Source organism: Veillonella atypica KON (assembly GCF_002959915.1).
Classification (GTDB): domain Bacteria; phylum Bacillota; class Negativicutes; order Veillonellales; family Veillonellaceae; genus Veillonella; species Veillonella atypica.
The window spans coordinates 135,162-149,034 of the sequence record NZ_PPDE01000003.1 but is presented as its reverse complement, the minus strand read 5'-3'; the positions used below and the strand labels follow the sequence as shown (position 1 = coordinate 149,034).

Sequence of the window (13,873 nt, the reverse complement as noted above, 5' to 3'; positions counted from 1 at the left end):
CACTAATAACATCCCTATAATACAACTATCATATATTGATTGTATTGTATCATAAGTTATCTATTTTTAGCATACTTGTATATATTGTATTTGTTAACCATATTGTCGTATAATAAATAGGATGATGAAGCATGCCCAAATTGGAGGAGTATTATGAAACAGTGTATGGATTCAGACAATCTACATCGTCGATTGCGTAAAATTTTAGGTCAAGTACAAGCTATTGATCGAATGATTGAAGAAGACATTCCTTGTGAAGATGTACTAGCCCAAATCAATGCAGCCAAATCCGCGTTGCATAAGGTTGGCCAAGTGGTCCTCGAAGGACATATCAACCATTGTGTACGCGATGGTATACAACATGGTGATGTAGATAAAACAATTAATGACTTTACAGTTGCTGTAGAGCGCTTTGCCAATATGGGAAAATAAAAAGAGGCAATATCCTAATGATCAGGGTATTGCCTCTTTTGCGTATTAGTCGTGGTTCGTTGTTAAGAACTCGCTAAGTGCTGCTAATGCATCATCTTCATCAGCACCATCAGCAGTTAATACTACGGATGTGCCTTTTGTTGCACCCAATGTTAATACAGTCAAAATGGATTTAGCATCTGCGGTTTTACCATTTGCTGCGATTGTCAATTTGGACGCAAATTTTGCAGCCAATTGTGTAAATGCAGTCGCTGGACGAGCATGTAAACCAGATTCGTTTGTGATTTCTACTGTTACTTCTTTCATGAGTTACCTCTTTCTACGGAGCGCACAAAAACGCTAATATCTTTGCTATTAATATAGGTATTGTATCAGTTTACCCCTATCAAATTCAAGTTTGTTTTTATGAAAGCTATGGTCTATGCCAAACCTTTTTCAGCGAGTAATGATTTTGCATAGGCTGTGATTTCTTCAGCTGTATCCATAGTCAATGCTTTTTGAGCAAATGCTTCACATTCTGCTTTTGTAACAGAGCGTAAAATATTTTTAATCAATGGAATGGATGATGCAGTCATAGAGAATTCATCAAGTCCTAATCCCAATAAAATCATAGTTGCAACTGGATCACCAGCCAACTCACCACACATACCGGTAAATTTACCTTGTTCGTGACTCGCATCAATTACGTGTTTGATAAGGCGTAATACAGCGGGATGCAATGGTTGATATAAATTGCCGATGGCCTCATTCATACGGTCAACCGCCAACGTGTATTGGCAAAGGTCATTGGTACCGATACTAAAGAAATCTACATATTTAGCCAAAATCGGAGAAATAACGGCTGCCGCTGGCACCTCAATCATAATACCTACTTTGATATCTGTATTGAAAGCTATGCCTTCAGTAATCAATTCTTTCTTGCATTCGTCGAGCATAGCGTTTGCCGCTTTAACCTCTTCTACAGATGCAATCATAGGATACATAATATGAATGTCCCCAAATGCACTGGCCCGAAGGAGTGCACGTAATTGGACTTTAAAAATATCCGGACGGTTCAAGGAAATACGAATGGCACGATACCCGAGGAATGGATTCATTTCTTCTGGTAAGTCTAGACATTTTAATTCCTTGTCACCACCGATATCCATGGTACGGATGATGACAGGTTGGCCCTTCATACTTTCTGCTACTTGTTTATATTGTTCAAACTGTACATCTTCTGTAGGCAGTTCATCATTTTCCATGTAAAGGAATTCGGTGCGATATAGGCCAATACCTTGAGCGCCCATGGTCAACGCATGGTCCGCATCTTTGGATTTACCAATATTACCGAATAAATCAACATGATGTCCGTCCTTTGTAACGGCTTCTAAATTAGCAGAGTCCTTTAAACGTTTCAACTCGTCTTGGAAATCTGCAGCTTCTTTTGTATAACGTTCCCACTCTTCATCGGATGGTTCTGTAATAACTTCACCATCAGTGCCAAGTACAACAGCACGCACATCGTCAGTAAAGCTTTCAATATCACCAACGCCCATAACGGCAGGAATTTCTAAGGTACGCGCCATGATAGCCGCATGAGATGTCGGACCACCAGCAGCTGTTACGATACCTTTTACAACATTTTTATCTAGTGAAGCCGTATCAGATGGAGCCAAATCGTGAGCCACGATAATAACCTCACCGGAAATATGAGATAAACCACGAGGGTTCATGCCAAGCATGTTACGCATCAAACGATCGCCAATATCTTTAATATCCGCACCACGTTCACGCATATATGGATCATCCATGCCGATGAAAATAGCCGCAAAGGTTTCTATCGTTTGCGCCGTAGCAGCTACGACGTTCATTTTTGAATTTTCTACAAGGGACTTGATACCATCAGACAAGGATGGGTCTTGTGCGATTTGCATATGAGCTTCAAAAATAGCAGCCTCATCTGCCCCCATATCAACCAATGCTTTTTGACGAATCGTATCTAATTGTTTAAGGGTTGCAGCCATAGCGCTAGCAAATTTGCCAATTTCAGCCTCTATTTGGTCATCAGTCACCTCATAATCAGGTATTACGATTTCTTCTTGTATATATTTGTACACATTGCCAACAGCAACGCCTCGAGATCCAGAAATCCCTTGAATTCGCATGTGTGTTCCTCTTTCTATATCCGATAAACTACATTACATTATATTTTAACATTTTTACATTGAACAATAAAGAGAGACCCTATTCTGTGATATAATGTTATATTATATATAGTTAACCGTAGACTTTCACGAGTATCATAGTGAAAGTCTACTCTATTGTAAGGAATAGTCTCATTTATCTAGTGTGACATCGAATAGGAGTATGTATGAAATTAACAAAAATGCATGGCCTCGGCAACGATTTTATCCTCTTTTCTGACTCACAAGGGGCCAATAAAGATTATACAGATCTCGCCATCCGCCTCTGCGACCGTCGTACAGGTATCGGCGCCGATGGTCTTGTAATCGTTGTACCATCTAATACATGCGATGTACGCATGCGCATCATCAACTCAGACGGCAGCGAAGCAGAAATGTGTGGTAATGGCATTCGTTGCTTTGCCAAATATGCCTATGAACACGGTGAAATTACAAAAGATACTTTCACCATCGAAACATTAGCAGGCGTTATGAAACCAACGTTAACCATTGAAAATGGCATTGTTACACAAGTGACAGTAGACATGGGCAAACCTTTCTTTAACAGCAAAGACATTCCCATGAATGTAACCATGGATAAGGTCATCGATGTGGACCTCGATGTAAATGGCGAAACAGTAACAGTAAGTTCCGTTCTTCTCGGTGTACCGCACACAGAGGTTTTTGTGGACGACATCACGAAAGCACCGGTTACAACACAAGGTCCAATTCTTGAAAAACACGATGCATTCCCATCCAATACAAACGTGAACTATGTCGAGGTCGTAAACGACCACCATATTAAGGTCCGCACTTGGGAACGCGGTGCTGGCGCCACGCTTGCATGCGGTACAGGTTCCTGCGCATCTGCTGTTATGTCCCATAAAAAAGGTCTTACAGGACGCGAGGTCGATGTAGAATTATATCTTGGCACATTACACATCAGTTATTTGGAGGATGGCACGGTTCTTATGACGGGCCCTGCTGAGGAAGTATTCGAAACAGAACTTCCTATCGAATAATATGAAGTGGTTACAATTACTATTACAGGCATACCTAAGATATAAACAAGGGCGCACCATGATGCCAAATAATATGGGACTATTGATATCATTAATCGTTTCTATCATCATTATTCTCGCATCTGTCATGTTTAGTGTTCCCATCGGCTACGCATTAATCCTCGTATGGTTGTGCTTCGCTTACGCTCTATATCGACAAGGATATAATCCAAAAGACTTACTCCGCATGTCTTGGACGAATGCTAAAACCTCAATCGTGGTTATGCAAATCTTTTTGCTCATCGGCTGGCTCATAGCCATGTGGCAAGCATCGGGGATTATTCCCATGATTATTGCGTCTGGTATTGAATTGATTAATCCAAATCTTTTCATAATCTGCGCATTTTTAATTACATCCTGCGTGAGTATGTTACTTGGCACATCGCTAGGAACAATAGGCACCATCGGTATTGTACTAATTACAATTGCCAAAGCTGGTAATCTACCTATTGATATTGTAGCCGGTGCCATTATGGCAGGCGCCTATTTAGGAGACAGAAACTCACCTCTATCCTCTAGCGCCTCTCTCGTAGCGGCTCTAACGCACACCAAAGTAAATAGCAATATACCAATCATGTTGAAAGATAGCTTACCTGCTCTCATCATCAGCTGTATATTGTATCTACTCTTATCCCTATGGTTTCCACTAGACTACACTAACAGTTATCTACCGGATACGATTCATTTCGTGTTCAATATCCATTGGACATTATGGATACCAGTTCTTATCATTATTGGTTTGTTACCAACAAAGCTATCTATACGTTGGCCTATTGGTATTAGTGCACTGGCGGCAACCATCCTCGCAGTTATCCATCAAAATTATACAGTAATGGATATGTTACAATTTACCGTATTGGGGTTCCATCTGCCGGATTATAATCCGTTATCGGATATTATCCACGGCGGAGGCCTACAAACGATGTGGATACCAACCCTATCTATATTCATGGCTTGTTCCATTTCCGGCATGCTTGAAGGCGTTGGTTTTTGGAATGATATTCGCAGCCTTTTACAACACGTATCAGGTCGCGCCAAACTCTTTGCGTCGAATGTACTAATTGCATTTATTACAGGTGCTCTAGGTTGTAGTCAAGCAATTGCGGTAATCATGACGCATTCGATTATGCGTACCACCTATGCAAAAGAACGCATTCATGATGAAGATGTCATGCTAGACTTTGAAAACAGCGGCATCCTTATTGCAGCCTTACAACCATGGAATATCGCGGCACTCGTACCTGTCATTATGATGGATGTCTCGCCTGCCGGTTACGTACCATTTGCGTTCTTCTTATACTTAGTACCACTGATCTACTGGTATCGCTTGCGACGCAAGGAACAACAACTCCATTAATACATTCTATTTATACGAAATATAGAGGAAAACTTATGATTTATACGATTACTTTCAATCCTGCATTGGATTATATCGTTCGCTTAGACCACTTAACCACGGGTACAATCAATCGCACTGAACAAGAATATGTGCTGGGCGGTGGCAAGGGCATCAATGTATCCATCGTCCTCAATAACCTAGGCATGGATACGACGGCACTCGGTTTTATCGCTGGCTTTACAGGTGATGAAATTGTGCGTCAGCTCAATGAATTTGGTGTCCGTGAAAGCTTTATCCGTCTTAGAGAGGGTTTAACCCGCATCAATGTTAAAGTAAAAGCATCCGATGAAGAAACGGAAATCAATGGTCGTGGTCCTATCATAGCCGATGATGAACTACAGGCCTTATACGCCCAAATTGATACATTAACAGAGCAAGATACATTAATCTTAGCAGGCAGCATTCCGTCTAGCCTCCCAAGTGATATGTACGAAATCATTATGAAGCGCTTAGCTAATAAACATATTCGTATCGTCGTAGACGCAACTAAGGATCTATTAACTCGTGTATTGCCATACAAACCATTTTTAATCAAACCAAACAATCACGAATTAAGCGAAATCTTCGGACGTACATTGTCTACAAAAGATGATTTAGTCACTGCAGCTAAAAAATTACAGTCCCAAGGTGCACAACATGTACTCATCTCCATGGCTGGAGACGGTGCTATCTTGGTATCCGCTGATGGTACAGTCTATACAAGTCCTGCACCTAAAGGAACGCTTATTAACTCCGTTGGTGCCGGCGATTCTATGGTAGCTGGTTTCATGACTGGATACCTCAACACCCAAGATTTACAACAAGCCCTCTATTGGGGTATTGCAACAGGCTCTGCTTCAGCCTTTTCGGAGAATCTAGCCACCAAGGACGAGGTCCTCGCCTTGCTTAACACCATTCGTTAATTATATTATTCATTATATATGTACAGTAAGGAGTACACACATGAAGATTACTGATTTATTAAAGCCCCAATCAATCCTGCTGAATGCATCACCAACTAACAAAGCGGATGCCATTTACACTCTAGGTGATTTAATGGATAAAGGCGGCAACCTATCTGACAAGGCAGAATACTTAGAAGCTGTCTTTGCCCGCGAAAAATCCGGTTCTACTGGCCTTGGCGACGGTATCGCCACACCACATGCTAAATCAGCAGGTGTAAAGGAAGCTGGCCTTGCTGCTATGGTCGTTCCTAACGGTGTTGATTTCGAGGCCCTCGATGGACAACCATCTCGCCTATTCTTCATGATTGCAGCACCAGAAGGCGCTGCAGACACTCATGTAGAAGTATTGAGCAAATTAGCCACTATGGTAATTGATCCGGACTTCAAAAACGCTCTCATCCAAGCTGCTACAGTGGACCGTTTCTTAGAACTTATCACCGCCAAAGAAGAAGGCAACTTTGATCCATCTGTAGAAGGCTATATCAAGACGGAAGATGAAAAAGCACCAAGCATTACCGAAGCTATCGAAGCAAAAGCTACAGAGGCTATCGAAAAAGTGGTTCCTAAGGTATCTGTAGATAATCCACATTACGAAGTATTAGCTGTTACAGGCTGTCCTACTGGCATTGCTCATACATACATGGCTGCAGAATCCTTGGAACGTAAAGCTAAAGAAATGGGCATCTCTTTAAAAGTAGAAAAGAATGGTGCTTCTGGCATTAAAGATGCACTTACAGCAGAAGAAATCGAGCATGCTAAATGCATCATCGTCGCTTCTGACCGCCAAGTTGAAATGGCTCGATTTGATGGCAAGCCAATGATTCAAACTAAGGTAGCAAACGGCATTAATAAAGCAGAAGAATTATTGCGTGAAGCTATGTCTGGCACAGCACCGGTATACCATGCCTCACAGGCAGATAAAGATAGCGCAAATTCGGCTATCGATGCAAAAGATAGCTTTGGTCGTCAAATTTACAAGCATTTGATGAATGGCGTATCTCACATGTTGCCATTCGTTATCGGCGGTGGCATTCTAATCGCTCTCGCATTCCTATTTGACACATTCGATCCAGCTAATGCCAAAAACTTTGGTTCTGGTACACCATTATCTGCATTCCTAATGAAAATCGGCGGTGCTTCCTTCGGATTTATGTTACCTGTTCTAGCGGGTTACATCGCTATGAGTATTGCAGACCGTCCAGGTCTTGTAGCTGGTTTTGTTGGGGGCTTGCTAGCAAACCAAGGTGGTTCTGGTTTCCTCGGGGCCTTGATTGCAGGCTTTGCAGCAGGTTACTTAGTACTGTTAGTTAAGAAACTCGTATCCGGATTACCTCCAGCATTAGAAGGTACAAAACCAGTACTCTTCTACCCTGTACTGGGCGTATTGTTCATTGGTATCGCGATTACATTTATCATCAATCCACCAGTATCTGCTTTGAACGAATGGCTTATGAATTCCTTGCAAACAATGGGCACTACTAGCCGCGTATTATTAGGTCTTGTCTTCGGTGCTATGATGTCTGTTGATATGGGTGGCCCTGTCAACAAAGCAGCCTATGTTATCGGTACAGGCGCTCTAGCAACTGGTGAATATGGTATTATGGCCGCTGTTATGGCTGGTGGTATGGTTCCTCCATTGGCGATTGCCCTTTGTACAACATTCTTCCCTAGCCGCTTCACAGAAGCAGAACGTAAATCTGGTATTACTAACTACATCATGGGGCTTTCCTTCATCACAGAAGGTGCTATCCCATTTGCCGCAGCTGATCCTATCCGCGTATTGCCTTCTTGCATCATCGGTGCTGGTACAGCTGGTGCATTATCCATGTTCTTTGAATGTACATTACGTGCACCTCACGGTGGTATCTTCGTAGTACCAACAATCGGCAACCCACTTCTTTACCTTGCATCCATTGCAATCGGTTCCGTTGTAGCTTGCATTATCTTGGCTATCGTAAAACCAAAACTCAAAAAATAATATCATCATTAGACTAATTAGTTTAATAATTATAAATAACTGACTAATAACTAATGTATGCAAAACACCCTATGTCACAACACTGACATAGGGTGTTTGTATTTATAACTTATATCTTCGATCCGCTCATCGGATTACATCATCATAAAATGTACCATATACCATTTTAAATACGCGATTAGCAACATGATAGCTTTCAAAATCAAAGTCCGTAGGTGTTAAGAATGTAACATTCTCATAGCCTTTAAGAGGTGGTTGTGTTGGTTTACTTTCACCATTGAGAGTGTAATCCTGTTGATTTAGTACCGTCCCTACAATACCAGATTCCATCATTTTTATATTCCATAATTCATTTAAAGAAAAATCTGGTAGCCTTGTTTTTAGCTCTGGTGCCTTAGCTACCATATTAGCAAAGGAACGGTTTAAGTCATAGTCATAACGAACCTTATATTCCCTAATTAAATCAGATGAAGGCAATACAACATATATCTTAGCCTCTATATTTTTTGTATGCGCATCTGTAGAATTATCTCGGATAGTACTTAATTCAATATATTTACCATCTCCACCACCTGTATCACCTTTAGATATAATTCGTGCAAAACGACTAGTATCTTGCAACTCAGTATTGGACACAGCCTTCACAGGATTTAAAGAAGCACACAAAACACATACCAGCGCCACAAGAAATACAAAATGTTTCATAAGGCACCTCATTTCACTACAATGTCATCAAAATGCTGCTGATACGCTACAGCAAACATAGCGTCTGCTACAGCAAATAAGTCTTCATCAAACCGTCCACGATCTATAGGACGTAATTGATGCACTAAAGGAGCTTTACTAGTAACCTCTGTACCGTCCCCATTATATCGTTTCACCTCTTGTAACTCGACTTGTATCCCTGATTCATCCTGTGCAGCCTTAATCACAGCGTACATAGATGGTGATGGCTTTACAACATTCATAGCTTGTATTAAGGACCCTAATGAGTAATTCGTATCATAGGTAGTAGTTAATTCATATTCTGTAATAGATGCACTTCGAGGAGTTTCATAAACAGCATAAAAAGTACCTTTTAATTTATAGTGTGGTGCTGCGTATTCTAGAGACTCTACAGAATATGTATTTAAATAACTTATCAGCTTATTTTGTATAGAACCGCCTTCATAAGGATACGATTTTTGATACACATTTTTAAACTGCGATGAACTATTTAATTCATTAATTGAAATAGCTTGAATTTGCATGGTAAAAGTAGCCATCACCATACATGCTAATAAGAATTTTCTAAACATGTTCTCTCCTTTAAAACAAAACTCGATTAAATTACCCAAAGCATACCATATTTTATTGAGAAATGTATACATAAGTCTAATATTCTCTCGACTTCAAATTGTCAGCATTAATACCTGTATTACCATCAATTATTATAGTAGTATTACCTTCTGCTACAGTTTTTTTCTTACCGCTATTTTTACAAATTTAGAAATAACTACATAACCAGTCTTAACCTTATTCCAAATTACTTGATATACTTTATCTTCTCAACATTTAGATGATTTAGTTTCTCTTCTGTTTTATATAATCAGCTATTATGCCTCTATAACATATGATTTTAAATTTAATTCTAAATTTCTAATTTCCTGTAATACCATTTTCACTTGATATAGCCTATATTTTTGGAAATTGTACAATTAGCCATATTTATGATAAACTATATAAATATAAATAATTTTTAAAATTATAAATTATTATTTGAAATCTAGTTCGGAGAATAATTCATGAAATCATCTAAGAAACGTCAAGTGACTGCTGCGTTTTTTGCAGCAGCAGCATTGGGTGGCGTTGCTCACGCAGCTCCGGTCCTTAACATGAATGATTTAGTAGGATCTAAAACTACTTCTGAATCAACGACAGAAACTATTAATAATGTAGCGACTCCAGTCGTACGACCAATGGATACTCAACCTATGGTCCCTCGTGTGCGCCCAGTGCCAGTTCCAGATACAGCTAAAGCTTTAGAGGAACAATATAGAGCCGTTTCACAACCACAATACGTTGTTAATAAAAAAACGAATACTATGATGGAGCCGACATTGGCTATGCATAGTTTAATCAACATACAACGCAAAACTGAGCCTGTTACCGTACAAAAGCAAGTAGATGGCAAGCAGCAAATGCAAACAACGCAAGTACAACGTACACCGATCATTGTGCAGGAACAATCTACTACACCATTAGTAGTTGCTAATACAACCACGACTAAATCAGTTATTGCCAAACGTACACTAACCATTCGTGATATTCAACGTGCTGAACGTGAGCGTTTAGCTAAATTAGCGGAAGAACAAGCTGCACAACAAGAAGCAATGCAACAACAAAGCAGTGAACAAGCGCAAGCAGTGCGCCAAATGGCAGCTGAACGAGCTGCCGAAGCACAACGCCAAGCCGCATTATTAGCACAACAACAAGAGGCACAGCGCCAAGCGGAGTTATTAGCTCAGCAACAAGAAGCTCAACGCCAAACTGCTATCAAAGCGGAACAAGAGCGTATTGCAACTCAACAAGCTGAGGCTCAACGCCAAGCTGTTATCAAAGCGGAACAAGAGCGTATTGCGGCAGAGCAAGCTGAGGCTCAACGTCAAGCTGCTATTAAAGCGGAACAAGATCGCATCGCTGCAGAGCAAGCTGAGGCCCAACGTCAAGCTGCTATTAAAGCGGAACAAGATCGCATCGCTGCAGAGCAAGCTGAGGCACAACGTCAAGCTGCTATTAAAGCAGAACAAGAACGCATCGCGGCAGAGCAAGCCGAGGCACAACGTCAAGCCGCTATTAAAGCAGAACAAGAACGCATCGCTGCAGAACAAGCTGAAGCTCAACGCCAAGCGGCTATTAAAGCGGAACAAGAGCGTATTGCAGCAGAACAAGCTAAAGCAGAGCAGGAAGCAAAAGCTAAGGCTCAAGCGGAAGCTGAGGCTCAGCGCCAAGCCGCTATTAAAGCGGAACAAGAACGTATTGCCGCAGAGCAAGCAAAAGCAGCACAAGAGGCAAAGATTAAAGCAGAACAAGAAGCTAAGACTAAAGCCGAGGCGGAGGCTAAGGCTCAGGCCGAAGCAAAAGCTCGAGCGGAAGCGGAAGCAAAACAAGCTCAAGAGCCTAAATTGCCTGAATCGTATGTTAATGAACGTAATCAAGCTTCTACAAAAGGTTCTACTACAACAGGTGAAAAAAATATACTTTCACAGCCAATCGATCCCCCATTACAAGCTGACACATCTGCAAAGATTACCCTCACCTTTGATATCAATAATTACGAGTCAATGACGGGAACGGTGGATAATAAAGAGATTAAATATCGCGCATTTGAATATATCCCATATGTATCAAATCCTATCGATATTGATCAGCAGTACATAAACATTTACATACCTGAAGAGTATTTCAATAATGGCACTGTAAATGGTTATAATACACAAACAGCACCAATCTTTATGCCAAATAATGTTGGCGGTTATATGCCAAGCCAACCTATGGCACCAAAGGTAGAAAATAATAAGCCAAATAGTGCTCTCTATGCATTGTCTAGAGGTTATGTTGTTGCATCCCCTGCTACACGTGGCCGTACAAATAAAGCTTCTGATGGTAACTTCATCGGCAAAGCACCAGCAGTCATTGTAGACTTACAAGCGGCTACAGCTTATTTACACGCTAATGATGCGACTATGCCAGGTAACGCAAAACGTATTATTACGAATGGCACTAGTGCAGGCGGTGCCGTTTCCTTATTACAAGGTGCAACAGGGAATACATCTGATTACCAACCATATCTACAGGCTCTCGGCGCTGCTACTGCATCTACCGATGTATATGCATCCTCTGCTTACGCACCGATTACAAACCTAGATGCTGCAGATATGGCTTACGAATGGAGCTATAACGGTATCACATCATTTAACAAAGTATCTATGGGACAAGGTGAATTACCTCAAGCGAATGTAGGCGGTGCACCAGCGCCAATGCAACGTAGTGTACAACGTGTGAACTTAACGAATAATGATGTAGCATACTCAGATTTACTTAAGAGCCACTTCCCTGACTATGTAAACAACTTACAATTACGCGATAGAACCGGCGTTATTTTAAAACTCGATAAGAAAGGTAATGGCACATTCAAGCAATATGTAAAATCTTTCATCATCGATGCCGCTAATAAAGCTAAATCTAATGGCGCTGATTTGTCTCGCTATTCTTTCTTACTATTAGATAAGAATACAGGTCTGGTGAAAGACATTGATTGGGATGCTTATAATAGTTTTACTAGTCGTTCTAAGGTACCAGGTGCATTTGACTCTAGATCTAATGATTCTGGTGAAAACAGCTTATTCGGTACAAGCACCAGCGATACTAATCACTTCACGATTACAGCGGCACTACATGATACAACGCCTAATAACGATGTATATGTAGAAAACGCTAAAATCGTTACTATGATGAACCCTATGAACTATCTTGGTTCTCCTAGTGCAACAAACGCTAAATATTATCGAATTCGCTATGGTACAACAGATAGCAATACATCTGTTGCCATTCCATTAATCGTAGGCACTCGTGCACAAAATCTCGGATATAGTGTAGACATGGCTACACCATTTGGTGTGGATCACTCTGGCGATTACGATTTACAAGATTTATTCAACTGGATGGATTCTATTGTAAAAAACGGTAGATAATCTATCTCGATTATAAACTTATTCCATAACGTAACAAGTCTGTAATAGCCTTCATACATGATGCTATTACAGACTTGTTTGTTATTTTTATCTTATATCGACAACAAAGGCGTCCTAAACAAGCAGGACGCCTTTATTACTAATATTATATTGAAATGCTATTAATCTTCAGGGAATAAAGCAGTAGACAAGTAACGTTCACCTGTATCTGGAAGAATAACTACAATATTCTTACCTTTGTTTTCAGGGCGTTTTGCCAATTCTGCAGCGGCCCACAATGCAGCACCGGAGGAAATACCTACCAAGATACCTTGTGTATGACCAAAGTCTTGTGCTGTTTTAAAAGCATCTTCGTTAGCAACTTGAATAACTTCATCATAAATTTTAGTATCCAATGTTTCAGGAATAAAACCTGCACCTAAACCTTGGATTTTATGAGGACCTGGTTTACCGTTAGATAATACAGCAGAGTCTTTAGGTTCTACAGCTACGACCTTAACATTAGGATTTTGTTCTTTCAAGAAACGACCTGTACCAGTTAATGTACCACCTGTACCAACACCAGCTACGAAGATATCTACAGCACCATCTGTGTCACCCCAGATTTCAGGGCCTGTAGTTTTATAGTGAATTGCAGGATTAGCTTGGTTTACGAATTGGCCTGCTTCTACAGCACCAGCAGTAGCTGTTACGATTTCTTTTGCCTTTGCAATCGCGCCTTTCATACCAAGTGCACCATCAGTTAACACGAGTTGTGCACCATAGCCAAGCATTAATTTACGGCGTTCGATAGACATTGTTTCAGGCATTACGATAACAACCTTATAACCAAGCGCAGCGCCTACAGCGGATAAACCAATACCTGTATTACCAGATGTAGCTTCTACGATAGTACCGCCTGGTTGTAATTCACCAGATGCAACAGCAGCTTGAATGATAGCAGCAACGATACGATCCTTTACGGAACCACCTGGGTTAAAGTATTCAAGTTTAGCTAAAATATTAGCATCAGCACCTACGCTTTCACCAAAACGAGTAGCTGCCAACAATGGTGTTTTACCAATTAATTCAACAAAAGATTTTGCGATTTTAGACATAATCAACACTCCTTATATTCGGATATTATGGATACTATAAATGGTATGTAATATATAATTATGT

Annotated in this window: 11 protein-coding genes; 6 read left to right on the top strand and 5 right to left on the bottom strand. The window is 40.6% G+C overall.

Features of this window, described 5'->3' with window-relative positions:
• Nucleotides 1-153: 153 nt before the first annotated feature.
• Entirely contained in the window at nucleotides 154-432 is a 279-nt protein-coding gene (locus VAHSUH02_RS01590; RefSeq protein ID WP_005377006.1) for a metal-sensing transcriptional repressor, read from the top strand.
• Nucleotides 433-477: 45 nt separating this feature from the next.
• Here VAHSUH02_RS01590 and VAHSUH02_RS01585 read toward each other — a convergent pair whose 3' ends face one another.
• The gene (locus VAHSUH02_RS01585) at nucleotides 478-738 is read right to left on the bottom strand and encodes an HPr family phosphocarrier protein (RefSeq protein WP_005377050.1); all 261 of its coding nucleotides are present in this window, start codon (nucleotides 736-738) and stop codon (nucleotides 478-480) included.
• A 113-nt stretch (nucleotides 739-851) separates the two neighbouring features.
• Nucleotides 852-2,579 (bottom strand): phosphoenolpyruvate--protein phosphotransferase, encoded by a 1,728-nt coding sequence (ptsP, locus tag VAHSUH02_RS01580; protein ID WP_005384017.1) that lies wholly within the window; start codon nucleotides 2,577-2,579, stop codon nucleotides 852-854.
• 206 nt (nucleotides 2,580-2,785) lie between these two features.
• Here ptsP and dapF point away from each other — a divergent pair, with 206 nt between their 5' ends.
• The 4 genes from dapF to VAHSUH02_RS01560 are packed head-to-tail and all read left to right on the top strand — an operon-like array spanning nucleotide 2,786 to nucleotide 7,979.
• Complete coding sequence (dapF, locus tag VAHSUH02_RS01575; protein ID WP_005381293.1) at nucleotides 2,786-3,619, top strand: diaminopimelate epimerase; 834 nt, start codon at nucleotides 2,786-2,788, stop codon at nucleotides 3,617-3,619.
• Nucleotides 3,620-3,677: 58 nt separating this feature from the next.
• Nucleotides 3,678-5,015: a Na+/H+ antiporter NhaC family protein gene (locus VAHSUH02_RS01570; RefSeq protein WP_038148976.1), complete on the top strand. Its 1,338-nt coding sequence runs from the start codon at nucleotides 3,678-3,680 to the stop codon at nucleotides 5,013-5,015.
• 35 nt (nucleotides 5,016-5,050) lie between these two features.
• The gene (gene pfkB / locus VAHSUH02_RS01565; RefSeq protein WP_005384022.1) at nucleotides 5,051-5,959 is read left to right on the top strand and encodes a 1-phosphofructokinase; all 909 of its coding nucleotides are present in this window, start codon (nucleotides 5,051-5,053) and stop codon (nucleotides 5,957-5,959) included.
• Between the two features lie 40 nt (nucleotides 5,960-5,999).
• On the top strand, nucleotides 6,000-7,979 hold the full coding sequence (locus VAHSUH02_RS01560; protein WP_005384023.1) for a PTS fructose transporter subunit IIABC: 1,980 nt from the start codon (nucleotides 6,000-6,002) through the stop codon (nucleotides 7,977-7,979).
• 126 nt (nucleotides 7,980-8,105) lie between these two features.
• On the opposite strand, the gene VAHSUH02_RS01555 is transcribed toward VAHSUH02_RS01560, so the two are convergent.
• Complete coding sequence (locus VAHSUH02_RS01555; RefSeq protein ID WP_105112033.1) at nucleotides 8,106-8,684, bottom strand: hypothetical protein; 579 nt, start codon at nucleotides 8,682-8,684, stop codon at nucleotides 8,106-8,108.
• 8 nt (nucleotides 8,685-8,692) lie between these two features.
• Complete coding sequence (locus tag VAHSUH02_RS01550) at nucleotides 8,693-9,277, bottom strand: hypothetical protein (RefSeq protein ID WP_038148944.1); 585 nt, start codon at nucleotides 9,275-9,277, stop codon at nucleotides 8,693-8,695.
• 486 nt (nucleotides 9,278-9,763) lie between these two features.
• On the opposite strand from VAHSUH02_RS01550, the gene VAHSUH02_RS01545 reads away from it, so the two are divergent.
• Nucleotides 9,764-12,712, top strand: coding sequence for a subtype B tannase (locus VAHSUH02_RS01545; protein WP_105112032.1), 2,949 nt, complete (start codon nucleotides 9,764-9,766; stop codon nucleotides 12,710-12,712).
• Nucleotides 12,713-12,873: 161 nt separating this feature from the next.
• On the opposite strand, the gene cysK is transcribed toward VAHSUH02_RS01545, so the two are convergent.
• Nucleotides 12,874-13,809 (bottom strand): cysteine synthase A, encoded by a 936-nt coding sequence (gene cysK / locus VAHSUH02_RS01540; RefSeq protein WP_005384028.1) that lies wholly within the window; start codon nucleotides 13,807-13,809, stop codon nucleotides 12,874-12,876.
• Nucleotides 13,810-13,873: the final 64 nt, after the last annotated feature.

Excerpts from the sequence above, each read along its gene's own strand:
- cysK (WP_005384028.1), bottom strand. The coding sequence starts at position 13,809 with ATGTCTAAAATCGCAAAATCTTTTGTTGAATTAATTGGTAAAACACCA.
- ptsP (WP_005384017.1), bottom strand. The coding sequence starts at position 2,579 with ATGCGAATTCAAGGGATTTCTGGATCTCGAGGCGTTGCTGTTGGCAAT.
- VAHSUH02_RS01590 (WP_005377006.1), top strand. The coding sequence starts at position 154 with ATGAAACAGTGTATGGATTCAGACAATCTACATCGTCGATTGCGTAAA.
- VAHSUH02_RS01570 (WP_038148976.1), top strand. The coding sequence starts at position 3,678 with ATGATGCCAAATAATATGGGACTATTGATATCATTAATCGTTTCTATC.
- VAHSUH02_RS01585 (WP_005377050.1), bottom strand. The coding sequence starts at position 738 with ATGAAAGAAGTAACAGTAGAAATCACAAACGAATCTGGTTTACATGCT.
- VAHSUH02_RS01560 (WP_005384023.1), top strand. The coding sequence starts at position 6,000 with ATGAAGATTACTGATTTATTAAAGCCCCAATCAATCCTGCTGAATGCA.
- pfkB (WP_005384022.1), top strand. The coding sequence starts at position 5,051 with ATGATTTATACGATTACTTTCAATCCTGCATTGGATTATATCGTTCGC.
- dapF (WP_005381293.1), top strand. The coding sequence starts at position 2,786 with ATGAAATTAACAAAAATGCATGGCCTCGGCAACGATTTTATCCTCTTT.
- VAHSUH02_RS01550 (WP_038148944.1), bottom strand. The coding sequence starts at position 9,277 with ATGTTTAGAAAATTCTTATTAGCATGTATGGTGATGGCTACTTTTACC.
- VAHSUH02_RS01545 (WP_105112032.1), top strand. The coding sequence starts at position 9,764 with ATGAAATCATCTAAGAAACGTCAAGTGACTGCTGCGTTTTTTGCAGCA.
- VAHSUH02_RS01555 (WP_105112033.1), bottom strand. The coding sequence starts at position 8,684 with ATGAAACATTTTGTATTTCTTGTGGCGCTGGTATGTGTTTTGTGTGCT.